Source organism: Pseudomonas sp. G34 (genome assembly GCF_031119625.1).
Lineage (GTDB): Bacteria > Pseudomonadota > Gammaproteobacteria > Pseudomonadales > Pseudomonadaceae > Aquipseudomonas.
In genome coordinates, this window is the sequence record NZ_JAVHZV010000016.1 from 221,485 (window position 1) to 244,350 (window position 22,866).

20 protein-coding genes are annotated in these 22,866 nt (G+C 65.1%); 8 read left to right on the top strand and 12 right to left on the bottom strand.

Annotation, left to right across the window (positions count from 1 at the left end; genetic code table 11):
* Positions 1–21: 21 nt before the first annotated feature.
* The 3 genes from hda to QYS36_RS11075 form a co-directional block, all read right to left on the bottom strand.
* Positions 22–726, bottom strand: coding sequence for a DnaA regulatory inactivator Hda (hda, locus tag QYS36_RS11065; RefSeq protein ID WP_308839521.1), 705 nt, complete (start codon positions 724–726; stop codon positions 22–24).
* Positions 727–849: 123 nt separating this feature from the next.
* Positions 850–1,944 (bottom strand): AI-2E family transporter, encoded by a 1,095-nt coding sequence (locus QYS36_RS11070; RefSeq protein WP_308839522.1) that lies wholly within the window; start codon positions 1,942–1,944, stop codon positions 850–852.
* 102 nt (positions 1,945–2,046) lie between these two features.
* The gene (locus QYS36_RS11075) at positions 2,047–3,147 is read right to left on the bottom strand and encodes a DUF2066 domain-containing protein (protein ID WP_308839523.1); all 1,101 of its coding nucleotides are present in this window, start codon (positions 3,145–3,147) and stop codon (positions 2,047–2,049) included.
* 291 nt (positions 3,148–3,438) lie between these two features.
* Between QYS36_RS11075 and purM the strand changes: the two genes are divergently transcribed.
* The 4 genes from purM to QYS36_RS11095 all read left to right on the top strand — a co-directional run bounded on the left by purM (position 3,439) and on the right by QYS36_RS11095 (position 6,283).
* Complete coding sequence (purM, locus tag QYS36_RS11080; protein ID WP_308839524.1) at positions 3,439–4,497, top strand: phosphoribosylformylglycinamidine cyclo-ligase; 1,059 nt, start codon at positions 3,439–3,441, stop codon at positions 4,495–4,497.
* A 10-nt stretch (positions 4,498–4,507) separates the two neighbouring features.
* Positions 4,508–5,182, top strand: a complete 675-nt coding sequence (gene purN, locus QYS36_RS11085; protein WP_308839525.1) for a phosphoribosylglycinamide formyltransferase — start codon at positions 4,508–4,510, stop codon at positions 5,180–5,182.
* Positions 5,167–5,883: a DUF3108 domain-containing protein gene (locus QYS36_RS11090; protein WP_308839526.1), complete on the top strand. Its 717-nt coding sequence runs from the start codon at positions 5,167–5,169 to the stop codon at positions 5,881–5,883. Before purN ends, QYS36_RS11090 begins: the two co-directional genes overlap by 16 nt.
* Positions 5,884–6,094: 211 nt before the next feature.
* Complete coding sequence (locus QYS36_RS11095; protein ID WP_308839527.1) at positions 6,095–6,283, top strand: hypothetical protein; 189 nt, start codon at positions 6,095–6,097, stop codon at positions 6,281–6,283.
* A gap of 54 nt (positions 6,284–6,337) precedes the next feature.
* Here the strand turns inward: QYS36_RS11095 and QYS36_RS11100 are convergent, their stop codons facing one another.
* From QYS36_RS11100 to QYS36_RS11140, 9 genes are all read right to left on the bottom strand, one after another.
* Positions 6,338–6,877, bottom strand: coding sequence for a DUF2058 domain-containing protein (locus QYS36_RS11100; protein ID WP_308839528.1), 540 nt, complete (start codon positions 6,875–6,877; stop codon positions 6,338–6,340).
* Between the two features lie 77 nt (positions 6,878–6,954).
* Positions 6,955–7,782, bottom strand: a complete 828-nt coding sequence (mazG, locus tag QYS36_RS11105; RefSeq protein ID WP_308839529.1) for a nucleoside triphosphate pyrophosphohydrolase — start codon at positions 7,780–7,782, stop codon at positions 6,955–6,957.
* A 59-nt stretch (positions 7,783–7,841) separates the two neighbouring features.
* A complete protein-coding gene (relA, locus tag QYS36_RS11110) occupies positions 7,842–10,091 on the bottom strand; it encodes a GTP diphosphokinase (RefSeq protein WP_308839530.1) in 2,250 nt (749 codons plus the stop codon).
* 112 nt (positions 10,092–10,203) lie between these two features.
* A complete protein-coding gene (rlmD, locus tag QYS36_RS11115; protein WP_308839531.1) occupies positions 10,204–11,553 on the bottom strand; it encodes a 23S rRNA (uracil(1939)-C(5))-methyltransferase RlmD in 1,350 nt (449 codons plus the stop codon).
* Positions 11,553–12,458: a cysteine synthase CysM gene (gene cysM / locus QYS36_RS11120; protein ID WP_308839604.1), complete on the bottom strand. Its 906-nt coding sequence runs from the start codon at positions 12,456–12,458 to the stop codon at positions 11,553–11,555. Before cysM ends, rlmD begins: the two co-directional genes overlap by 1 nt.
* 194 nt (positions 12,459–12,652) lie before the next feature.
* Complete coding sequence (locus tag QYS36_RS11125; RefSeq protein ID WP_308839532.1) at positions 12,653–13,981, bottom strand: class I SAM-dependent methyltransferase; 1,329 nt, start codon at positions 13,979–13,981, stop codon at positions 12,653–12,655.
* A 102-nt stretch (positions 13,982–14,083) separates the two neighbouring features.
* The gene (locus QYS36_RS11130) at positions 14,084–16,180 is read right to left on the bottom strand and encodes a TonB-dependent receptor domain-containing protein (RefSeq protein WP_308839533.1); all 2,097 of its coding nucleotides are present in this window, start codon (positions 16,178–16,180) and stop codon (positions 14,084–14,086) included.
* Positions 16,181–16,327: 147 nt separating this feature from the next.
* Positions 16,328–17,683, bottom strand: a complete 1,356-nt coding sequence (locus tag QYS36_RS11135; protein WP_308839534.1) for a histidine kinase sensor domain-containing protein — start codon at positions 17,681–17,683, stop codon at positions 16,328–16,330.
* 1 nt (position 17,684) lies between these two features.
* Positions 17,685–18,392 (bottom strand): response regulator transcription factor, encoded by a 708-nt coding sequence (locus QYS36_RS11140; protein ID WP_308839535.1) that lies wholly within the window; start codon positions 18,390–18,392, stop codon positions 17,685–17,687.
* Between the two features lie 135 nt (positions 18,393–18,527).
* Between QYS36_RS11140 and QYS36_RS11145 the strand changes: the two genes are divergently transcribed.
* The 4 genes from QYS36_RS11145 to QYS36_RS11160 all read left to right on the top strand — a co-directional run bounded on the left by QYS36_RS11145 (position 18,528) and on the right by QYS36_RS11160 (position 22,822).
* The gene (locus QYS36_RS11145; protein ID WP_308839536.1) at positions 18,528–21,281 is read left to right on the top strand and encodes an ATP-binding protein; all 2,754 of its coding nucleotides are present in this window, start codon (positions 18,528–18,530) and stop codon (positions 21,279–21,281) included.
* 28 nt (positions 21,282–21,309) lie between these two features.
* Positions 21,310–21,897 carry a biliverdin-producing heme oxygenase gene (locus tag QYS36_RS11150; protein WP_308839605.1) on the top strand — a complete coding sequence of 196 codons (588 nt, stop codon included), beginning with the start codon at positions 21,310–21,312 and terminating at the stop codon, positions 21,895–21,897.
* Between the two features lie 86 nt (positions 21,898–21,983).
* A complete protein-coding gene (locus QYS36_RS11155; protein ID WP_073265632.1) occupies positions 21,984–22,421 on the top strand; it encodes a hypothetical protein in 438 nt (145 codons plus the stop codon).
* Entirely contained in the window at positions 22,421–22,822 is a 402-nt protein-coding gene (locus QYS36_RS11160; protein ID WP_308839537.1) for an META domain-containing protein, read from the top strand. The genes QYS36_RS11155 and QYS36_RS11160 overlap by 1 nt, the downstream gene beginning before the upstream one ends.
* The last annotated feature ends 44 nt before the right edge of the window (positions 22,823–22,866 follow it).

Consider the following 22,866-nt stretch of genomic DNA (forward strand, 5'->3'; position numbering starts at 1 on the left):
AGCTGTGCGGAACCGTGCGGGTTACCAGTCCAGGGTTTCCTTGAGGAACGGGATGGTCAGCTTGCGCTTTTCCTGCAGCGAGGCCTGATCGAGACGCTCGAGCAGCTCGAACAGCGCATTCATGCTGCGCTCGCCCCGGGTGAGAATGAAGCGCCCCACCTCGTCACTCATGTGCAGGCCGCGACGCGAGGCCCGCAACTGCAGGGCACGCAGCTTGTCCTCGTCGGACAGCGACTGCAGCTGGAACACCAGGGCCAGGGTCAGGCGGGACTTGAGGTCGGGCAGCTTGATCGACAATTCGCGCGGCGATGCATCGGCGGCCAGCAACAGGCGTCGACCGCTGTCGCGCAGGCGATTGAACAGGTGAAACAGCGCTTCTTCCCAGGCCCGCTGCCCGGCAGCCGCGTCCAGGTCATCCAGGCAGACCAGTTCGAACTGCTCCAGGTTGTCCAGAATCGCCGGGCCGTATTGCACCACCTCGGCCAGCGGCAGGTAGGCGGCACGCTCGCCGAGCTGTTCGAAGCGCAGGCAGGCCGCCTGCAGCAGGTGGCTGCGCCCGACGCCCTCGCCACCCCACAGGTAGATCAGGCTCTCCGTCCAGCCCGCCTCGGCTTCGCACAGACGCTCCACGTACCCGAGGGCAGCGGCATTGGCGCCCGGGTAGTAATTGGCGAAGGTGGCGTCGTCACGCAGACGCACACCCAGAGGCAGTTGAATCGGCTTCATGCTGGAGAGAACGGCTCGTCGGAGCCCGATTGGCGCCCTGAATAGAAGGTGGCGCAGTTTATACCCTTGGCGGCCCGCTGTCATTGCCGCACTTTCCAAGGCAATACAAAGGTTTAGCCAGCCCTAGCGCGGCTTGCGGCCAGGCGCTGGCTGCACCGGGGCCTGCCCCGCGTAGGCATTGGAGTGGGTGTACAGTTGGTGCACGTGGCGCAGCAGCACCATGATCACCGCCGCCACCGGCAATGCCAGCAGGATCCCGGTGAAACCGAACAACTGGCCGCCGGCCATGATCGCGAAGATCACCGCCACCGGGTGCAGGCCGATGCGGTCGCCGACCAGCAGTGGCGTCAGCAGCATGCCTTCGAGCAGTTGGCCGACCACGAACACGCCGGCGATCGCCAGCAACGGATAGGGGTCGCCGCCGAACTGGAACACCCCGGCGAGCAGCGCGCTGCCAATGCCCACCACCACGCCGAGGTACGGCACGATGCTCGCGAGGCCAGCCAGCACGCCGATCAACAGCCCCAGCTCCAGGCCGATGGCCATCAGGCCGACCGCGTACATCGCACCGAGTGCCAGCATCACCAGCAACTGGCCGCGCAGGAAGGCACCGAGCACCTCATGGCATTCGCCGACCAGCTTCACCACCATGCCTTCGTTGTCGCGCGGCACCAGGCTACGCAGCTTGCCGACCAGCACATCCCAATCGCGCATCAGGTAGAAGCTGACCACCGGAATCAATAGCAGGTTGGCCGCCCAGGCCATCAGCGCCAGGCTCGACGCCGTGACCTGGGAAAGCACCAGCCCGGCGATGCCGGTGGTCTGGCCCAGGTGCCCGGACAGCGATTGCTTGAGTTGATCGAAGCGCCAGAAGCCCTCGTTCAGGCCGAGCCTGACCTGGATCCACGGCAAGGCCTGGTTCTGCGCCCAGTCGAGCATCTGCGGCAGCATCTCGTAAAGACGTGCCAGCTGCTTGCCCAGCATCGGGATCAGCACCAGCAGGGCCAGGGCCATCAACAGGGTGAACAGGCTGAATACCACGATCACCCCCCAGGTGCGTGACAGCTTCAGGCGCTCCAGGCGGTCGACCAGCGGATCGCCGAGGTAGGCGATCAGGATGCCGACCAGAAACGGCGAAAGAATCGGATGCAGCACGTACAGGAAACCGCACAGCACCAGCACGGCGGCGATCCACAGCCAGCGAGACGAAACGGGCATGCTCGATCCTCAGAAGCAAATGACAGGTCGGTGCGCACTCGCAAAACGACCTCGGCCATGGCCGAGGTCGTCGCAAGCGAAGCGGTTCAGATGAGCGGCAGTCTACCAGCGAAAGTACAGGACATCGCCACGGGGCTTGGCATCGGCTGCCGGCGGCGCTGGCTGGGGCTGCACGGGCGGCTGGCTGGCGTCGACAGGTTGCTGGGGCTCGGCGGAGGCCGGCGGTTCAGCAGGGGCCGGCGCCTCGGCGGCCAGTTCGGCAGCCGAGACCTCGTGCAGCTGCAGCAGGCCCAACTGGGTGCGCAACTGCTCGGCGCTGGCGCTGACCTGGTAGATCAGCCGATCGGCCGCTACCGATTGCAGCTGCGCGCCGAAAGGCTCGAGCACCCGCTGCAGCTCCGCGTAACGCGACAGATCGGCGCCAATGATTTCCACCGTCTGCGTCGAGCTGGCGCCCGGGGCGACCACGAAACGCGGCGCCAACCGCTCGCTCACCGCCAGCAACACAGCATCGGCCAGCGCGGCCTGATCGGCGCCTTCGGCCTTGCCCTGCTCACGCTCCTCGCCCAGCCACAGCTGCCAGCTGGCCTGCCACTTGCCGTCCGCTTCGCTGGCCCGCACCGCCAGCAAGGCGTCGGCGCCGTAGCGCTCGGATGCCGCGCGCAGCTCACCCGGCTCCTTGGCGCCAAGCGCCTCCTTGGTGGCCACCAGCTGTTCGCTGAGATCGGCCAACGGCAACCGCAATGGCAGGCCGCGGTGCTGGGCCGCCTCGCGCAGCGGTTCGGCGGCGGCCTGGCCATCACCGACCATATTGGCGCCATCGACCGTCTCGTTCAGCCACCAGGCCAGAATGGCCGGACGGTTGACACCCCACAGCGGCAAGCCGGCCTGGCGCAGGGAGCGGTCGGTGGACACGGCATCGAAGTCGACCACCAGGTGATCGCCTTCGTAACCGTACTGGCTGATGATCTGCTGGGGATCCTTGCGCAGCTCGGCCAACGCGCTGCCTTTGATTGCCTCAGGCTTGCCGGTCAGGCGCAGCACCAGCGTATCGACCGCGCGCTGCAGGGCGGCATCGCGCTCCTCGGGCTGCTGGCTGGCAACCGTCTCGCGCACCTGATAAAGGTCGCTGACCGTCGCTGCCAGAGTCGGCAGGCTCAGCAGTGACAGACACAGAAGCAGGGGGCGGAAGGTCGGGCGCATGAAGGGCTCTCGGCTGGGAAAAGACGGCGCACGGCAATCGAACCGTGGCGCTATACCTTAGGGGCTGTTGCCATGGCATCGCAAGCCACGCGGCCAATACCGCGCAAGCTGGCCTGCGTGTGACCGACCAGGCGGGGCCAGGTTTCACCGCCAACCGCCCCGGCACCGCGACCCGCACTCGGCGCGGTGACTGGCCGCTGCCGGGCAAGCCTGATAAAATCGCGCGCCTTCGCAGAACGGCCCCGAGGGGCCGACGCTATTCCGACTTTCCCCTTCCAAAGGCCTGGATCTATGAGCAAGCAACCCTCCATCAGCTACAAGGACGCAGGTGTGGACATCGACGCGGGCGAAGCCCTGGTCGAGCGCATCAAGGGCGTAGCCAAGCGCACCGCCCGTCCTGAAGTCATGGGTGGCCTGGGCGGCTTCGGCGCCCTGTGCGAGATCCCGGCCGGCTACAAGCAGCCGGTGCTGGTCAGCGGCACCGACGGCGTGGGCACCAAGCTGCGCCTGGCGCTGAACCTCAACAAGCACGACAGCATCGGCCAGGATCTGGTCGCCATGTGCGTCAACGACCTGGTGGTGTGTGGCGCCGAGCCGCTGTTCTTCCTCGACTACTACGCCACCGGCAAGCTCAACGTCGACGTTGCCGCGACCGTGGTCACCGGCATCGGCGCTGGCTGCGAACTGGCGGGCTGCTCGCTGGTCGGTGGTGAAACCGCCGAGATGCCGGGCATGTACGAAGGCGAAGACTACGACCTGGCCGGCTTCTGCGTGGGCGTGGTCGAGAAGGCCGAGATCATCGACGGCTCCAAGGTCGCCACTGGCGATGCGCTGATCGCCCTGCCCTCCTCAGGCCCGCACTCCAACGGCTATTCGCTGATCCGCAAGATCCTCGAAGTCTCCGGCACCGATATCGAAAACACCCAGCTCGACGGCAAGCCCCTGGCCGACCTGCTGATGGCGCCGACGCGCATCTACGTCAAGCCGCTGCTCAAGCTGATCAAGGACACCGGCGCAGTCAAGGCCATGGCCCATATCACCGGTGGCGGTCTGCTCGACAACATCCCACGCGTGCTGCCCGACAATGCCCAGGCGGTCGTCGACGTAGCCAGCTGGGAGCGCCCTGCGGTGTTCGACTTCCTGCAGGAGAAGGGCAACGTCGACGAGCATGAAATGCACCGCGTGCTGAACTGCGGCGTGGGCATGGTCATCTGCGTCGCCCAGGATCAGGTCGAGGTGGCTCTGCAAACCCTGCGTGCCGCTGGCGAGCAGCCGTGGGTGATCGGCCAGATCGCCGAAGCCGCAGCAGGCGCCGAGCGCGTGGTGCTGAACAACCTGAAAACCCACTGATAGGCACCTAATGCCGCGATCCTGCAATGTAGTGGTGCTATTGTCGGGCACCGGCAGCAACCTTCAGGCGCTGATCGACAGCACCGCTGATGGCGAAAACCCGGTGCGCATCGCCGCGGTGATCGCCAACCGCAGCGATGCCTATGGCCTGCAACGTGCGCGGGACGCGGGCATCGCCACCCGCGTGCTCGAGCACGGTGATTACCAGGGCCGCGACGCCTTCGATGCCGCGCTGATGCAGGCCATCGACGACTTCGCCCCACAGCTGGTGGTACTCGCCGGCTTCATGCGCATTCTCACCCCCGCCTTCGTGCGCCACTACCACGGCCGCCTGCTGAACATCCATCCCTCGCTGCTGCCGCGCCACAAGGGCCTGCATACCCATCAGCGCGCCCTGGAAGCTGGCGACACCGAGCATGGCTGCAGCGTGCACTTCGTGACCGAGGAACTCGATGGTGGCCCTCTGGTCGTACAGGCAGTAATCCCGGTACATTCGCAGGACACGGCCGCCAGCCTGGCGCAACGGGTTCACGCCCAGGAGCACCGGATCTATCCGCTGGCCGTGCGCTGGTTCGCCGAGGGCCGTTTGCAGCTCACACAAGCAGGCCCCCGGTTCGACGGTGTTGCATTGCCGCCCACCGGTTACCCCATCAACTGCAAGGAGATTCCATGCGCCGCGCCCTAATGCTTGCCCTGGCGTTGTTCAGCCTGCCTGCCCTCGCCGCAGAGCCGAAGCCCTTCTCCGCCAGCTACACCGCCGACTGGAAGCAGGTGCCGGTCAGCGGCTCCGCCGAACGCAGCCTGCAAAAGCTCGATGACGGCCGCTGGCAGCTGGTGTTCAAGGCCTCCATGCTGGTCGCCGGCCTGACCGAGCAGAGCACCTTCACCGTCGAGAACGATGCCTTCCTGCCGCAGAGCTACAAGTTCGAGCGCAGCGGCCTGGGCAAGAGCAAAGACGTCGAGTTCGACTTCGACTGGTCGCAGAAGCAGGTGATCGGCAGCGACCGGGGCGATCCCGTGCGCTTCCCGCTCAACCGCGGCATGCAGGACAAGTCGACCTACCAGCTGGCCCTGCAGCATGACGTGGCCGCCGGCCAGAAAAGCATGAGCTATCAGGTGGTCGATGGCGACGAGATCGAGACCTACGACTTCCGCGTGCTCGGCGAAGAGGTGGTGCGCACCGCCGCTGGCCTGATCGATGCGATCAAGGTAGAGCGCGTGCGCGACCCGACGCAAAGCAGCCGCAAGACCATCCTGTGGTTCGCCAAGGACTGGGATTACCTGCTGGTGCGCCTGCACCAGGTCGAGAAGGACGGCAAGGAATACCAGATCATGCTCAAGTCGGGCACGGTCGACGGCAAGAATGTCGAAGGCCGTCGCGACTGATCAGCCTGCCGCATACCAGAGAAACCGGGGCCTGCCCCGGTTTTTTTATGCCCGCGATTCAGCCCCGAGGCTGAAAAAAAACATGCACAAGCGAAGCGCCTGGGAACTTGTAACTAATTAATACAGTCACAAAATATGTCGTTGCTTAGCAGGCTAAGCACGAGCGCAACCGCCTTGCGCAGCATTTGTCCGGCAATACTGGAGAAATAAGATGAGCGTACTAGTAGTGACCGAGCGTGACGAACACCATATGTCCCACGAAGCCCAGGCCGAGGGCCTGCGGGTCTGGGACGTGTACCAGAACGACCAGTTGGTCGGCATCTTCCCGTCCGAAGAGGAAGCGGTCGCGTATCAGGCGGAGCTGGAAGCCCACGACCCAGAGGCGGCTCATTCGCAATAAATCGGAATCCCATGAAAAAGCCCGCATCACGCGGGCTTTTTCATGGCTGACGGCTTACCACATCAGGTCGTCGGGCACCTGGTAGGCCGCGTACGGATCATCCGCGTCCGGCGCCTCGGTCGGCGTATTGAGCAGCAGCACGCGCTGCGGATCACGCTCCTGAATCTTCAAGGCGGCCTCACGCGGGATCACTTCGTAGCCACCCCCATGACGCACGATGGCCAGCGAACCGCGGCTGAGCTTGTCGCGCATCAGCGCATTGACCGGCAGGCGCTTGACCTTCTTGTCGTCGACGAAGTTGTAGTAGTCCTCGGTGGTCAGCTTGGGCAGGCGCGACGCCTCGATCAGTTGCTTGATCTGCGCGGCACGGGCCTTCTGCTCGGCCTTTTCCTGCTGCTGGCGATTGAGTTCCTGGTCGCGCGCCGCCTTCTCGGCCTTGGCCTGCTGGGCCGCGAGCTGGCTGCTGTTGTCCTCTTCAGCCTGGCCTTTCTTCACCATGCGCTGCTGTTTGTGCTGTTGCTTGCTGGCCTGCTTGACCTGCTTCTCGTTGACCAACCCGGCTTTGAGCAACTGGTCACGTAGTGAAATCGCCATAACCTACCTATCCGCAGACAATTTAATGAGATGGGCATGCCCATCGGATTCTCGTCGAGGCTGCTGCGCCATCCGGCTCAGCAGCCGCGCTGCTTGTCGATTTTCTTGGCCTCGCCCCACAGGGCGTCGAGCTCATCCAGGGTGCAATTCTCGATGGGCCGCCCGGCTTCGCGCAATGCCTGCTCGATAAATCGGAAACGCCGCTCGAATTTAGCGTTGGCAGCGCGCAATGCCGCTTCCGGGTCGACCTTCAGGTGCCGGGCCAGGTTGGTGGCGCTGAACAGCAGATCGCCGATTTCTTCGGCAATGGCCTCCGGGTCGTTTTCACTGATCGCTTCGAGCACTTCATCGAGCTCTTCGCGCACCTTGTCGAGCACCGGCAAGGCATCCGGCCAGTCGAAACCGACCCGGGCGGCGCGGCCTTGCAGCTTCTTGGCGCGGCTCAGGGCTGGCAGCACGTTCGGCACATCGTCGAGCAGCGAAAGCTGCTCTGGCGCCGCGGCGCGCTCGGCTCGTTCCTCGGCCTTGATCGCCTCCCAGCGCTGCTTGACTTCAGCCTCGCTCAGGCGCGGCTGATCGAGCGGCCCATACAGGTCGCCATCGGGAAATACGTGGGGGTGGCGACGCACCAGTTTGCGGGTGATGCCATCGACCACCGCGGCGAAATCGAAGCGCCCCTCCTCCCTGGCCAACTGGCTGTAATAGACCACCTGGAACAGCAGGTCGCCGAGCTCGCCGGGCAGTTCGTCGAATGCCTCACGCTCGATGGCGTCGGCCACCTCGTAGGCCTCTTCGAGGGTGTGCGGCACGATGCTCGCGTAGGACTGCTGCAAATCCCATGGGCAGCCGTGCTGCGGGTCGCGCAGGCGAGCCATCAGGTTGAGCAGATCGGTGAGTTGATACATGACAAGATCCAGTCGATGCGGGCACGCGGCGCCTTGACGCCCCATGCCCGGGTAACGGCTCAGGGCGCGCGGTGGCGACGCGCCTCGATGATGTTGGGCAGCTGCGAGATGCGCCCCAGCAGGCGACCCAGCGCATCGAGCCCGGGAATCTCCACGGTCAGCGACATCGACGCCGTGTTGTCTTCCTTGTTCGAGCGGGTGTTGACTGCCAGCACGTTGAGTTTCTCGTTGAGCAGCATCTGCGTCACGTCGCGCAGCAGGCCGGAACGGTCGTAGGCGCGGATGATGATGTCCACCGGGTAGGTCTGTACCGGCACCGGCCCCCAGCTGACCTGGATGATCCGCTCCGGCTCACGCCCGCCCAGCTGCAGCACCGCCGCGCAATCCTGGCGGTGGATGCTGACCCCGCGCCCCAGGGTGATGTAGCCAACGATGGGGTCGCCCGGCAGCGGCTGGCAGCAACCGGCCATCTGGGTCAGCAGGTTGCCCACGCCCTGGATCTGGATGTCGCCACGCTTGCCCGGCTTGAAACCCTGGGCCTTGCGCGGGATCAGCTCGAGCTGCTCGTTGCCACGCTCCGGCTCGACCAACTGCTGGGCCAGGTTGACCAGCTGCGCCAGGCGCAGATCACCGGCGCCCAGGGACGCGAACATGTCTTCGGCGGTTCTGAGGTTGGCCTTCTCGGCGAGCTTCTCGAAGTCCACCGGCGGCAGCGCAACCCGCGCCAGCTCGCGTTCGAGCATGACCTTGCCGGCGGCGACGTTCTGGTCGCGATCCTGCAGCTTGAACCAGTGGACGATCTTCGCCCGGGCCCGCGAGGTGGTGACGTAGCCGAGGTTGGAGTTCAGCCAGTCACGGCTCGGCGTGCCCTGCTTGCTGGTGATGATCTCTACCTGCTCGCCGGTCTGCAGGCTGTAGTTGAGCGGCACGATGCGGCCGTTGATCTTGGCGCCGCGGCAGTTATGGCCGATTTCGGTGTGCACCCGGTAGGCGAAGTCCAGCGGCGTGGCGCCCTTGGGCAGGTCGATGGCGTGGCCGTCCGGGGTGAACACGTAAACCCGATCCGGTTCGATATCGACGCGCAGCTGTTCGGCCAGGCCGCCGATATCGCCGAGTTCCTCGTGCCACTCGAGCACCTGGCGCAGCCAGGAGATCTTTTCTTCGTAATGACTGCTGGCGCCCGATTTGACGTCGGTGCCCTTGTAGCGCCAGTGGGCGCAAACGCCGAGCTCGGCCTCTTCGTGCATGTTGGAGGTGCGAATCTGCACCTCCAGCACCTTGCCTTCCGGGCCGAGCACCGCAGTGTGCAGCGAGCGGTAGCCGTTCTCCTTGGGGTTGGCGATGTAGTCGTCGAATTCCTTGGGAATGTGCCGCCACAGGGTGTGCACGATACCCAGGGCGGTGTAGCAGTCGCGCACCGCCGGCACCAGCACGCGCACCGCGCGCACGTCGTAGATCTGGCTGAACTGCAGGCCCTTGCGCTGCATCTTGCGCCAGATCGAATAGATATGTTTTGCCCGGCCACTGATGTCGGCCTTGATGCCGGTGGCTTCGAGCTCCTCGCGCAGCTGCTCCATCACTTCGTTGATGTAGTGCTCGCGATCCAGGCGCCGCTCGTGCAGCAGGTTGGCGATCTGCTTGTACTGCTCGGGTTCCAGGTAGCGGAAGGACAGGTCCTCCAGCTCCCACTTGATATGGCCGATGCCCAGGCGGTGGGCCAGCGGCGCGTAGATGTCGAACACCTCGCGGGCCACGCGCTGGCGGCGCTCCTCGTCGGTGTCCTTGACGGCGCGAATCGCGCAGGTACGTTCGGCCAGCTTGATCAGCGCCACGCGCACGTCGTCGACCATGGCCACCAGCATCTTGCGCAGGTTGTCGACCTGGGCCTGGGAGCCCAGCACCATGGACTCGCCACGCGGGTTGAGGCTGGCGCTGATGGCCGCCATGCGCAGCACGCCTTCGATCAGCTTGGCCACCACCGGGCCGAAGCGCTGGCGCACGTCAGCCAGGGGAATCTTGCCTTCACGCACACCGCGGTAGATGACGGCGGCCACCAGGGAATCCTGGTCGAGCTTGAGGTCGGCGAGAATTTCGGCGATTTCCAGACCGGCGCTGAAACTGGACGTGCCTTCGGTCCACAGGTTCTGCGCAGCATTGGCCTGTTGCTCGGCCGCCCGGGCGAATTCACAGGCGGCGCGCAACGCATCGCGGTCGAGGGCCGGATCGACACTCGTGACGTGCTCCAGCCAGGCCTCGAGATTGATACTGCCATCGTCGTTGATCGGCTGGTGCACTCTAACCTGAACCATCTATTACCTTCCCTATCACGGGGCACGCCCCGTTGAATGTCGCCGGGCTTCTGCGAGCCGGTCGGTTTGACCAAACGGCGCAATTCCTGTGCGCCACTGCATTACTGACAGCTTAGAGCTCGAACAGCGCCATCGCCTCGACATGCGCCGTTTGCGGAAACATGTCCAGAATACCGGCTTTCTTCAAGCGATAGCCCTGTTGCAACAATTCGCCACTGTCGCGCGCCAGCGTCGTCGGGTTACAGGAAACGTAAACCAAGCGCTTGGCACCCAGGCTGCCGACCTGCCGAACCACCTGTAGCGCGCCATCGCGCGGCGGGTCGAGCACGATGGCGTCGAAGCCGCCAGTTGCCCAGCCGGCCTCGGCCAGCGAGTTGGACAGGTCGGCCTGATAAAAGTGCGCATTGGCCAGGCCATTGCTGCGGGCATTGCCCGTGGCCCGCTCGACCATCGCCTGCACACCTTCCACCGCAATCACCTCACGTGCCCGCCGGGCCAGCGGCAGGGCGAAATTGCCCAGGCCGCAGAACAGATCCAGCACCCGCTCGTGTTCACGCGGCGCCAGCCATTGCAAGGCCTGGGCCACCATCGCTTCGTTGACGGCCGCGTTGACCTGCACGAAATCGCCAGGCCGATAGGCCAACTGCAGATCCCATTCCTGCAGCCGGTAGCCCAGCGGTTGCGTGGCATCCAGCGGTTGCGGCGCGCCCTCGCCCTGCAGCCACAACTGGGCATCATGCACCGAGCAGAATGCCTGCAGGCGGGCCAGATCCACTTCGCCCAAGGGCTCGGTGTGGCGCACCAGAATGGCACTGGCGGTGCCCTGGAACAGTTCCACATGACCAATGGCACGCGGCGCCTGCAAACCGCCCAGCAGGGCGGGCAGTGCACGCAGAATCGGCTGCAGCGGCTCGACCAGCACTGGGCACTCACTGATGGCGACGATGTCCTGGCTGGCCGCGGCGCGAAAGCCGACTTCCAGGCGCTTGTTGCGCGCATCCCAGCGCACCGCGATACGGGCACGGCGACGGTAGGCGAATTCCGGGCTGGTCAGTGGCTCGACCCAGCTTTCGGGCTGCACGCCGCCAAGGCGCTGCAGCTGTTCGGCGAGCATGCGCTGCTTGAGCGCCAGCTGCTCGGCATGGGGGATATGCTGAACGCTGCAACCGCCGCAGATGCGCGCATGCACACAGGGCTCGGCGCGCCGCTCGGGGCTGGCCTGGAGCACCCGCTCGGTGCGTGCGTCGATCACCTTGCTACGGGCATCCAGTACCCGGGCTTCGACCTCCTCCCCCGGCAGCGCGCCGCTGACGAACCAGGTGCGCCCGTCGCTGAAGGCGATGCCCCGGCCATCGTTGGCCAGGCGCTCGATCGTCAGGCGCTGCTTCTTGCCCACCGGCACCTGGGCGGCCCGGGTACCACCACTGGGTTGAAAGCGCAGGCCGCCGTTCTTGCGGGCCATCAGCGCGCCACGGCGTCGTACACGCCGGTGGACAGGTATCGGTCGCCACGATCGCAGACGATGGCGACCAGCACGGCGTTTTCCAGCTCACGGGACAGGCGCAGCATGGCCGCCACCGAGCCGCCGGACGACACGCCACAGAAGATGCCCTCTTCGCGGGCCATGCGGCGCATCACGTCCTCGGCCTCGGCCTGGGCCATGTCGACGATGCGATCGACCCGCTCGGATTCGAAGATCTTCGGCAGGTATTCCTGGGGCCAGCGACGGATGCCCGGAATCGCCGCGCCTTCCATCGGCTGCAGGCCGACGATCTGCACGGCCGGGTTCTGCTCCTTGAGGTAGCGCGACACGCCCATGATGGTGCCGGTGGTGCCCATGGAGCTGATGAAATGGGTGATCTGCCCACCGGTCTGGCGCCAGATTTCCGGGCCGGTGCCGGTGTAGTGGGCGACCGGGTTGTCGCCGTTGGCGAACTGATCGAGCACCTTGCCGCGGCCCTCGGCCTGCATGGCCAGCGCCAGGTCACGGGCGCCTTCCATGCCCTCTTCCTTGCTGACCAGGATCAACTCGGCGCCGTAGGCGGTCATCGCCGCCTTGCGCTCGGCGCTGGAGTTGTCCGGCATGATCAGGATCATCTGGTAACCCTTGATCGCCGCGGCCATGGCCAGGGCGATGCCGGTATTGCCCGAGGTGGCCTCGATCAGCGTGTCGCCGGGCGCGATATCACCGCGCAGCTCGGCACGGGTGATCATCGACAGCGCCGGGCGGTCCTTTACCGAACCGGCCGGGTTGTTGCCTTCGAGCTTGACCAGCAGGGTGTTGCTGGTGGTGCCGGGCAGGCGTTGCAGGCGAACCAGGGGCGTGTTGCCGACGCATTCGGCGATCGTGGGGTATTGCTGGGTCATGGCGTCGATCGGGTCCAGACGGCTGCAGGGGGCGGCCATGATACCGGCAAATCAGCACAACCCCTACTCCCCGCTACGGCGCCTAATGGCCCCCGGGATCCCAGCCTGGCCAGCCGAAGCCCGCGGTTAGCGGCGCTCCCAGGTGACAGCTGCACGCATGCGAACCAGCCGATCTAAGCTGATAACCGATTCATCTAACGCTGCGTGGGGCCGGCGATGAGCGGCGTACCGCTGACATCGTGCATGGCTGCCGTTCCGCACTCGGGCACCAGGCTCAGCGCTATTGCCTTGGCCGCCAGCCACGCATCGAGCCTGCCAGCTGCCGGTGCAGCGGTTTTCTCGGCTCGCATGGGATGTGCGTATCCGGCCCACATCAGCATCTGCAACGCCTGCAGCAATACCCCCGGTTCATGGCAGAACTCCGGCAGGCAGCGCAACGCGGAAAATGCCTTGGGGCCCGCCAGCAACTGGCGAAGCAATGGTTCGAAGATCGGCTGCGGCCCAGGAACGATGCCGATCGGCGTGGCAAACGACAGCCCTCCCGGCACCGGCATCGAATCCAGTGCCGTGAAGCAAACGCGATCCAGCTCGAGCAGATGCTGCTCGGCAGTCATGGGGTTGGGCTGGCGCTGGAACATATCCAGGCGCTGGTGCTGGTTACGCGCCAGGTCCTTGACCGTTTCGCGCAGAGCGGTCGACGGCAAGCCATTGAGAATCGGCTGGATGTTGCCGGGTATGGCCAGGCTATCCATGTTCTCGAAGCAGTCGGCACTACCGATGTAAGTCAGCTCGGCCTGGGCAACGACTCGATGCACATCGGCGCAATGTTGCGGCCGCCAGTAATCGGTCAGAAAGTCGTGGGCCAGGTAGGTCTCGTGCGCCTTTTCCAACGCCGCCAGTTCATCTTTGAGCCCTGGATTGTCTTCGAAGGCACCCGCGCCGTTATCGGCCAGGCAACGCAGCAGCTCGACGCCCTGCCGAACAGCATTGGCCGAGTCACCGGGCGTGGCCAACGACACTTCATGCAGGACTTTCTGAATGGCGGTCAGCCGCGTCGCACCGGGGTGACACATGTAGTGCAGGTAGAACAGCCCGCCTGGCTTCAGGAAGCGGTAAAGCGCTTTCAGGATGCTGGCCTGGGCCTGGGGTGGCAGCCAGGACCAGGTGCCATGGCAAGCGATGAAGTCGAACGGTTGCTGCTCGCCAGCGGCGAAGTCGCCAAAGCTGGCTTCGATGAACTGCAGGTTCGTCAGCCCGATGCGCTGTGCCGCCTGCCGAGCCAGTGCGATGTGGCCACTGTTGAAGTCGACGCCCACGAACTCGCCGAGTGGATTGCTCGCCGCTGCAACCAGCAAGTTGATACCCGCGCCACAGCCTAGTTCGCAGTATCGGTACGGCTGCGTGATATCCGGGGCGCTGCACGCCAGGCTGGTGGCGATGTAACTCATCCACACCGGCTGCATTTCCTTGTGGAAATGCAGGGGATAGGGAACGTCGATCACATAGCCCTCACGGCGGCTCATTGGCAGGCTCCAGCACAGGCAACAACTCAGGGATAAACGGCAAGATCCAGCCCACCAGGGCGCTCGGCACCTGAAAGGCCGGATCGACGGGCAGCGCACTCGCTAGAAGCGACTGGTAAATCCTACGTAGAAGGTGCGCGGATCGCCGTCGCCATAATCGTCATCGGTCTCAACGGCGTCATTGAAGACGTTCTGTACGCCAGCGCGCAGCGTGAGGTTCTTGTTGACGGCATAATTGCCACCCAGATCCACCGTGGTGTTGGCTTCGGCGAACCGGTCCGCGCCCGTTGCCGAGGGGCGATACAGCTGTTTGCCGAGATACTGGGCCGACAGGTAGGTGGAGAGCTGATTGTTGACCTGCCACTCGAGCAGCGCATTGGCTGTCCACTCGGGCGTCATCAGCAGCGCTTCACCGGTCGTGGTGTTTTCCGACTCGATCATGTACGTGGCATTACCGCTGAACGATACCGCGGTACTGATCGGCACCCCGAACGACAACTCGACGCCACTGGTCTTGGCTTCCTCGATGTTGTACTGCTGGGTGTACCAGATGCCGTTGACTTGGCCGAGGAAGCCATTCTGCATCATGTCCTTGATCTTGCTGGTGAAGTAAGTGGCTTCTAAGCGGTATTCGTTTTCGTCGAAGGCCACACCCAGCTCGTAGTTGGTGCTGATCTCCGGTTCCAGATCCGGATTACCGACCATGAAGCACTGGCCGCCCATGTAGCCAAGCGGCGCCAGCGAGGTACAGCCCATGCCCATCGATGAGGTACCCGAGCTCAGGGAGCGCTCCTTCAGGTTGGGGGCACGGAACCCCTTGGAAACCCCGCCCTTGATCGTCCAGGCGTCGGCTGGGTGATAGACCAGATAAGCGCGTGGGCTGGTATGGGCGCTGAAGCCGTCGGTACGGTCGGTACGCAGGCCCAGGGTCAGGGTCAGGTCGTCCCGCAGGAATACCTGATTCTCGGCGAAGACCGCCCACGCCCACCCTTCAGGGTTCTTCTCTGCAGCCAGCGCTTTTGCCTGGCCTGGCGGAACGAAGGCGGCGATATTGCCGATATTGCCCGGGTTCTCGACCTCTTCCTCTTTGTACTGCAAGCCTGCGGTCAACCATTGGCTGACGCCCAGCTCGAACGGCACGTCGAATTTGAAATCCGCTACCGCCTCCTTGGATTTTGCTCCTGCATTGTCGCTTTCAGCCGGGTCGGCCTTGTTCTCGAAGGTATTGACGTACAGGTCGAGCTTGGTACCCACCTCACCGAAACGCCCTTCATGGCCAATACCGAACCCTCGGCTGATCATTTTCGAGGAGCCGAATGTCTCGTTGGTCTCACCGGCGGCCTCCCGGGCTTCGAGGTTATCGAAGGAACGCGCACGTTCCTCACCAGCAGAGGCATCGACGCTGAAGCTGTGGTTTTCCGAGGCCTGCCAATTGAGCTTGGCATTGACGTTTTTCGACAAGGCGCCGGTCGACCCCGTGGCGTTCGAGTCGGACTCGCGGTCACTGAAGCTGCCGCCAAGGCGCAAACCGAGGCTGTCGGTCAGCGGGCCGCTGAGATTGACGCCGATCTGTGAGGTGTCACCCGAGTCGCGGGGTTGCGGGCGACTGTAATTGGAGGTTATCGAGCCTCCCCACTCGGGCGCGACCTTGCGCGTGATGATGTTGATTACCCCGCCCATCGCCTCCGAGCCATACAGCGACGACATGGCGCCGCGGACCACCTCGATGCGCTCGATGGACTCCGGCGACAGCCAGTCGAGATCCTGGGGGATGGTGTCAGGCCTATGGCCCAGCAGCTGCGAGCTGCCGATACGTTTGCCGTCGACCAGAATCAGGGTGTACCTGTCCGGCATACCGCGAAAGGAAATCTTCGACCCCGCCCCGGTCGCCGAATAGCCGCCGGTAACCCCGGGCAACGTGCCCAACACTTCGGCGATGCTGGCCATCGGCTTGCGCTCGATGTCCTCACGGGTGACCACGCTGATACTGGCCGGGGCATCACGCAGATCGACCTCGGTGCCGGCGGCAGTCACCACCGTGGAGCCGAGCTCCAGCGACGAGCCATGGCGCTCGCCAAGGTGCAGAACAGATGCTTCGTCCGTGGAAGCCTGTTCGTCCAGCTGCCCATACGCAGCCGGCGCGCTGAATGCCAGCATGACGGCCGTGGCCAGCAGACTCGGTGTGTACTTCGGATTCATCGACGTTCCCTTACCGCATGATTGTCAGGCCCGGGCGGGCGAAAACGGCGGTGGTGGATCTCCCGAAGGCTCTCCCTAGAGCCTTCCCACCGCGATAGCGGCGCAAATGATAGTCAATACCATATGAGAGTAAACATCATTTACAGTCTATACAGTTTGCCCCTGGACCTCGGCAGCCGGCAGCAGCAGGTGCATCTGCAGCCCGCTGCCTGGCGGGCTCTGCGCCCACAGGCGACCATCCTGCAAGGCAATGGCACTGCGTGCGATGCTCAGGCCGAGGCCGAAGCCGCCGTCACCGGGGCGCGCACTGTCGAGCCGAGCGAAGGGCTCGAAAATAGTTTCCAGGTAGCGCTCCTCGATACCGGGGCCGTCGTCGACCAGGCACAAATGCCAGCAGTCACCTTCAAGCACGCCGCTCAGGCGCACCCGCCCTTGCGGCGGTGAATGGCGAATGGCGTTGCGCAGCAGGTTTTCCAGGGCCTGGGCCAGGCTGGTCAGGTTGGCGTACACCGTGCACTCTTCATCGGCCTCGAACAGCATGCGCTCGCGGCACCAGCCGGCTTCGAAGCAGGCGTCCTCGACCAGCATGTCCCAGAGCTGCAGCAGGCGAATCGGCTCGCGCTCGAATTGCGGGCGCTCGGAGTCCAGCCAGGCCAGCTCCAGGGAGTTCTCCACCAGGTTCTGCATGATGGTGATCTCGCGGTCGAGGCGCTGGCGCAGCACCTGCGGGTCGCTCTCGCCGTCGTTGGCCACGCGCAGCCGGCTCAGCGGCGTACGCAGCTCATGGGACAGGTCACGCAACAAGCGCCGCTGGTAAACCACGGTGCCTTGCAGGCGCTCGGCCATATGATCGAAGGCGCGCCCCAGCTCGCCCAGTTCGTCCTTGCGGCTCGCCACCGGCGGGCCCACCCGGGCGCTCAGGTCGCCGGCACTGAGGCCATTGGCCTGGCGGCGCAGGATCACCAGCGGCCCGATCAGCCAGCGATACAACAGGGTAGCCAGGAGGATGGCCAGGCAGGCGGGCAGCACGCTGCGCAGAAAGAAGTCCCACAAGGGGCGGTCGCTGCGTGGATCCAGGCGCGGCGGCAGCTCCATCACCAGGCGCCCATTGCCATCGCTGAACGGCACATAGAACACCGGCTGGCCGCCGGGCCGGCCGACCTTCTGGTCGAGCCGGCGCACGAAGCTCAGGCGCAGCGCCTCCTCTTCGCTGAGCGGGCAGGAGGACAACGACTGGTGGTGCTGGTCCACCACCACGACCCACACCTGCTCACGCAGATAGAGGTCGTGCAGAAACCCGTCCAGACCTTCGCGACCGTGCCCCCGCCAGGCCGCTTCCGCCTCGCCGGCCAAGGCTTTCAGCTGCTGTTGGCTGTGCGCGGGCAGCGTGGACATCGAGTCGTACACCCGCCGTTCCAGATCCATGTGCATGCTGATGGTCAGTAGACAGAACAGGGCCAGGCCGACGATCAGTTTCCAGAACAGCGAATGCCGCTCCGGCACCTCAGGATTCCCGCGCCGTCAGTACGTAACCCTTGCCCCATACCGACTCCAGGCGCGTGCTGGCGTAGCCGATGGTCTTGAGTTTGCGACGCACGTTGCTGACGTGCATGTCCAGGCTGCGGTCATGCTGGGAATAGCCGCGATGCAGCACGTGCTGGTACAGGAAGGCCTTGCTGAGCACCTCCTCGGCGTGCCGGGAAAAGGTTTCCAGCAGGCGGTACTCGGTCGAGGTGAGCATCGCCCACTGGCCTTCATGACAGACGTCGCAGCGCTCTTCGTGAAAGCGCAGCGCATCGACCTGCAACGGCGGCTGGCCACGCCGCTCATAGGCTACCCGGCGCAGAATGGCCTCGATACGCACGCTCAGCTCGCCAAGGCTGAACGGCTTGGGCAGGTAGTCGTCGGCCCCCTTGCTGAAGCCGGCGATACGGTCCTGCTCGGCGCCCAGGGCAGACATCAGGATGACCGGCACGTGGCGCTGCTCGCGCAGGCGTTGCAGCACGTCCAGGCCATTGCTGCCGGGCAGCAGAATGTCCATCAGGATCAGGTCGAAGTGCTGCTCCCGGGCCAGGCGCAGGCCTTCACTGCCGTCGTGGCTGAGGGTCACGTCAAAGCCGCAGCCCTGCAGGTGCGCCTGCAGGTGCGAGGCCAGGGCCGGGTCATCTTCGACGGCAAGAATCCGGGTGGCGCTGCTGGGTGAAAGGGTCATGGCGAAATGGCTCTGGCAAGCAAATGCGAGCGATTCTACCTAACGCCCGGGTACCCGTAACCCGCCTTGCGACGGGGCAAGCGTCGCAAGGCGGGAATCGCTACACTGCCTGGCATCGTCGAAAGGGGGCATTGCGTGTTCAAGGATATCGGCATCAAGGGGCGGGTACTGATGCTTACCCTGCTGCCCACCAGCCTGCTGGCGCTGGTGTTGGGCGGCTATTTCATCTGGATGCAACTTTCCGGGCTGCAGGCGCAACTGCTGCAACGCGGCCACATGATCGCCGGACAATTGGCGCCCCTGGCCGCCCCCGCCCTGCTGCATGGCGACCAGGCGTTGCTGCAGCGCATCGCCACCGAAGCCCTGGAACAGCCGGACGTGCGTGCGGTGACCTTTCTGGACACGCAAAGCGAGCGCCTGGCCCATGCGGGCCCGAGCATGCTCAACCAGCGCCCGCTGATCGACAGCGACACCGTGGACATCGCCGAACACAGCAGCCAGGACGCTACCCGCTTCCTGCTGCCGGTGCTGGCCCAGCACCTGACCCTCAGCGGCGACGAACGCAGCGACGGCGAGGCCGGGGCAATCGGCTGGGTGGAGCTGGAGCTGTCGCACCACAACACCTTGCTCAGCGGCTACCGCAGCCTGCTCACCAGCCTGCTGCTGGTGGTCACCGGGCTGATCATCACCGGCCTGCTGGCCCTGCGCATGAGCCGCAGCATCAACGACCCCCTGCTGCGCATCAAGCACGGCGTCGCCCTGCTCAAGGACGGCCACCTGGAAACCCGCCTGCCGCCACTGGGCAGCCACGAGCTGGACGAGCTGGCCTCGGGCATCAACCGCATGGCCGAATCGCTGCAGGCCGCCCAGGAGGAAATGCAGCACAGCATCGACCAAGTCACCGAGGACCTGCGCCAGAACATGGAAAACATCGAGATCCAGAACATCGAGCTGGATTTCGCCCGCAAGGAGGCCCTGGAGGCGAGCCGTATCAAGTCCGAGTTCCTGGCCAACATGAGCCACGAGATCCGCACGCCGCTCAATGGCATCCTCGGCTTCACCAACCTGCTGCAGAAGAGCGAGCTCAGCCCGCGCCAGCAGGACTACCTGAGCACCATCGAAAAGTCCGCCGACAGCCTGCTGAGCATCATCAACGAGGTGCTCGACTTCTCGAAGATCGAGGCCGGCAAGCTGGTGCTGGAAAACATCCCCTTCAACCTGCGCGACCTGCTGCAGGACACCCTGACCATCCTCGCGCCAACCGCCCACGAGAAGAAGCTCGAGCTGCTCTCGCTGGTCTATCGCGACACCCCGGTATGGCTGTCGGGCGACCCGCTGCGCCTCAAGCAGGTGCTCACCAATCTGGTCAGCAATGCCATCAAGTTCACCCGCGAGGGCAGCATCGTCATCCGCGCCATGGTCGAGGAAGAAACCGCCGACCGCGCCCAGCTGCGCATCAGCGTGCGCGACACCGGCATCGGCCTGGGTGAAGAAGACCTGCGTGCGCTGTTCCAGGCCTTCAGCCAGGCCGACAACTCGATGTCGCGCCAGGCCGGCGGCACCGGCCTGGGCCTGGTGATTTCCAAGCGCCTGATCGAGCAGATGGGCGGTGAAATCGGCGTCGACAGCACGCCGGGCGAAGGCTCCGAATTCTGGGTCAGCCTCAACCTGCCCAAGGCGCGCAGCGAGGCGGACGAGCACCCCCGTGCCCTGGCTGGCCGCCGCGTGGCGATCCTCGAAGCCCACGAACTGGCCCGCCAGGCACTGCAGCACCAGTTGGAAGATTGCGGCCTGCAGGTCAGCGAATTCCTCGACATCAATAGCCTCTGCGAAGCCGTGGCCCAGGCTGCCGGCTCCGCACAACCCTTCAGCTGCGCCGTTCTCGGCATCACCAGCGACGACCTGGCGCCCACGGAGCTGGGCAAACGGGTCTGGGATCTCGAGGCCTTGGGCTGCAAGAGCGTGGTGCTCTGCCCCACCACCGAACAGACGCTCTACCAGGACAACGTGCCGGACTGGCACAGCCAGCTGCAGGCCAAGCCGGCCTGTACCCGGCGCCTGCAGCGCGCGCTGACGGAACTGGTGGCGCCGCGCCAGGCGCGCCAGGCGCCGCACCACAACCTGACGCGTTCGCCGGCCATTCTCTGCGTCGATGACAACGCCGCCAATCTGCTCCTGGTGCAGACCCTGCTCGACGACATGGGCGCCAAGGTCACGGTCGCCAGCAGCGGCTTCGACGCCCTGGTGATCACCCAGGAGCAGGACTTCGACCTGGTGTTCATGGACGTGCAGATGCCCGGCATGGATGGTCGCCAGACCACCGAGGCGATCCGTCAGTGGGAGCACGACAACGCGCGCACACCGATGCCCATCGTCGCCCTGACCGCCCACGCCCTGGCCAACGAAAAGCGCACCCTGCTGCAAAGCGGCATGGACGATTACCTGACCAAGCCGATCAGCGAGCGCCAGCTGGCCCAGGTGGTGCTCAAATGGACCGGCCTGAGCCTGGCCAGCAACCACCAGGAGCCGCAACCCGATACCGCGGCGGCGCCTGCCACGGCCGTGCTCGACAAGGAAGAAGGCCTGCGCCTGGCCGCCGGCAAGGCCGACCTGGCCGCCGACATGCTCAACATGCTGCTGGCCGGGCTGCCGGGTGACCTGCAGGCGATCCGCCAGGCACGCGCCGATGGCGACCGCAACGCCCTGATCGAACGCATCCACCGCCTGCACGGCGCCACCCGCTACTGCGGCGTGCCGCAACTGCGCGCCGCCTGCCAGCACAGCGAAACCCGGCTCAAGCAGGATCAGCCGATCCGCAGCAGCGGCCTGGACGAACTCGAGCAGGCCATCGAGCGCCTGCAACAGGAAGCCCACGATGCCGCCGTTTGATCTGGACACCTCAGCCCAGGTGGCGGCGATGCAAGTGCTGCCGCCGGCGCAACTGCCCCTGAGCAAGCAGCTGAAAGCCGGCACCCGCCGTGAGCACGACAGTGTCGACACGCTGGTGATGCAGTCGCGGCCCTTCGAGAGCCTCGCGCGGTACGGGTGTTTCCTGCGCCTGCAGCATCGCTTCCATGGCGCCCTGGATGCCCTGTACCACGCTAGCGAGCTCAATCGCCTGCTGCCCGGGCTGCACGAAATGCCGCGCTTCAGCGCGGTGTGTGCCGACCTCACGGATCTGGGCCTTGCCCATCCGCCCACCCCAACCCCGGTCACGCCACCCAGCGTGCATGCCGGCCTGGGCTGGCTGTACTGCAGCGAGGGTTCCAACCTGGGCGCCGCTTTTCTGTTCAAGCAAACCCAGCTGATCGGCCTGAGCGCCGAAAGAGGTGCCCGCCACCTGGCCGCCCACCCGGATGGTCGTAGCCTGCACTGGCGCCAGTTCGTGGCCCTGCTCGACGGCCTGGAGCTGAGCGAAAGCCAGCGTGAAGAAGCCGTCGGCGGCGCCGTGGCAGCCTTCGCCCTGTATCGCGCCGCCTTGCGGGAAATCTTTCCCGCTGCCTGATGACCGCTTCGGCGTCACTCCAGGCGTCGCTACCCCGCCCGCCGTGGTCGCGCCCTGCTAGAATGCCGCTCTCACCCGGAGGATCCATGGCCGAACACGATTTTCGCTACAACCTGCTCAACCCCGAACACACCCTGATCGAGTGCCGCGCCCTGGCTCCCGGCCGCTATCAGGTCACCGGCAACGGTGGCTCGATCAAAGGCAACGATACCCTGGTGGTCAGCCTCAAGGGCAGCCGCGACCTGAGCATGCGCCTGCAGGTCGACAAGGTTCGCCACCTGATCAATCCGCCCGGCCAATGGGTCGCGGTCGCTCATGGGCCGGCCTTCACCGAGCTGTCGATCTTCAACTGGGAAGTGACCTGCGACAGCTGCGGCAAGCAACTGGACTTCGAATTCGCGGTCGACACTGCCCTGGGTAAAAAAGCCCAGACGCCGGCCGCCGATGCGCGCCTTGCCGAGCTCGGCTGGCGCAAACAGCAGGACAAGCACCTGTGCCCTGCGTGTATCAAAAAGGAGGCCTGATGAAACCGCTTCTCGCCCTTGGCTTGCTCACTGCAGCCCTGGCTGGCTGCGCGGCAAAACCCGTGCAGCTGGAAACCGAGCGCACCTACCGCGTGGAATGGATCGGCGAACGCCCGCTGATCGACAACAGCCACCTGACCATCATCCTTGGCGAAGATGGCCGCGCCTACGGCAATGCCGGCTGCAACCACTGGTTCGCCAGCTATACCCTGGCTGGCGACAAGCTGACCATCAGTAACCCCGGCAGCACCCGCAAAATGTGCGCGCCGGCGCTGATGGAGCAGGAAAACCGCTTTCTGCAGAGCCTGACCACCATCGAGCGCTGGGATATCTCGCCCATCGAGCAACTGCGCCTGTGGCCGGCCAGCGGCAAACCGATCCGCCTGTGGCCTGACGAATAGGCGAACAAGCCGGTCGGGGTGGGCTCAATGGCCCACCTCCTTCC

Bases quoted from the DNA above. Each gene is read 5' to 3' on its own strand.
- hda (WP_308839521.1), bottom strand. From the start codon at position 726: ATGAAGCCGATTCAACTGCCTCTGGGTGTGCGTCTGCGTGACGACGCC.
- QYS36_RS11070 (WP_308839522.1), bottom strand. From the start codon at position 1,944: ATGCCCGTTTCGTCTCGCTGGCTGTGGATCGCCGCCGTGCTGGTGCTG.
- QYS36_RS11075 (WP_308839523.1), bottom strand. From the start codon at position 3,147: ATGCGCCCGACCTTCCGCCCCCTGCTTCTGTGTCTGTCACTGCTGAGC.
- purM (WP_308839524.1), top strand. From the start codon at position 3,439: ATGAGCAAGCAACCCTCCATCAGCTACAAGGACGCAGGTGTGGACATC.
- purN (WP_308839525.1), top strand. From the start codon at position 4,508: ATGCCGCGATCCTGCAATGTAGTGGTGCTATTGTCGGGCACCGGCAGC.
- QYS36_RS11090 (WP_308839526.1), top strand. From the start codon at position 5,167: ATGCGCCGCGCCCTAATGCTTGCCCTGGCGTTGTTCAGCCTGCCTGCC.
- QYS36_RS11095 (WP_308839527.1), top strand. From the start codon at position 6,095: ATGAGCGTACTAGTAGTGACCGAGCGTGACGAACACCATATGTCCCAC.
- QYS36_RS11100 (WP_308839528.1), bottom strand. From the start codon at position 6,877: ATGGCGATTTCACTACGTGACCAGTTGCTCAAAGCCGGGTTGGTCAAC.
- mazG (WP_308839529.1), bottom strand. From the start codon at position 7,782: ATGTATCAACTCACCGATCTGCTCAACCTGATGGCTCGCCTGCGCGAC.
- relA (WP_308839530.1), bottom strand. From the start codon at position 10,091: ATGGTTCAGGTTAGAGTGCACCAGCCGATCAACGACGATGGCAGTATC.
- rlmD (WP_308839531.1), bottom strand. From the start codon at position 11,553: ATGGCCCGCAAGAACGGCGGCCTGCGCTTTCAACCCAGTGGTGGTACC.
- cysM (WP_308839604.1), bottom strand. From the start codon at position 12,458: ATGACCCAGCAATACCCCACGATCGCCGAATGCGTCGGCAACACGCCC.
- QYS36_RS11125 (WP_308839532.1), bottom strand. From the start codon at position 13,981: ATGAGCCGCCGTGAGGGCTATGTGATCGACGTTCCCTATCCCCTGCAT.
- QYS36_RS11130 (WP_308839533.1), bottom strand. From the start codon at position 16,180: ATGAATCCGAAGTACACACCGAGTCTGCTGGCCACGGCCGTCATGCTG.
- QYS36_RS11140 (WP_308839535.1), bottom strand. From the start codon at position 18,392: ATGACCCTTTCACCCAGCAGCGCCACCCGGATTCTTGCCGTCGAAGAT.
- QYS36_RS11150 (WP_308839605.1), top strand. From the start codon at position 21,310: ATGCAAGTGCTGCCGCCGGCGCAACTGCCCCTGAGCAAGCAGCTGAAA.
- QYS36_RS11155 (WP_073265632.1), top strand. From the start codon at position 21,984: ATGGCCGAACACGATTTTCGCTACAACCTGCTCAACCCCGAACACACC.
- QYS36_RS11160 (WP_308839537.1), top strand. From the start codon at position 22,421: ATGAAACCGCTTCTCGCCCTTGGCTTGCTCACTGCAGCCCTGGCTGGC.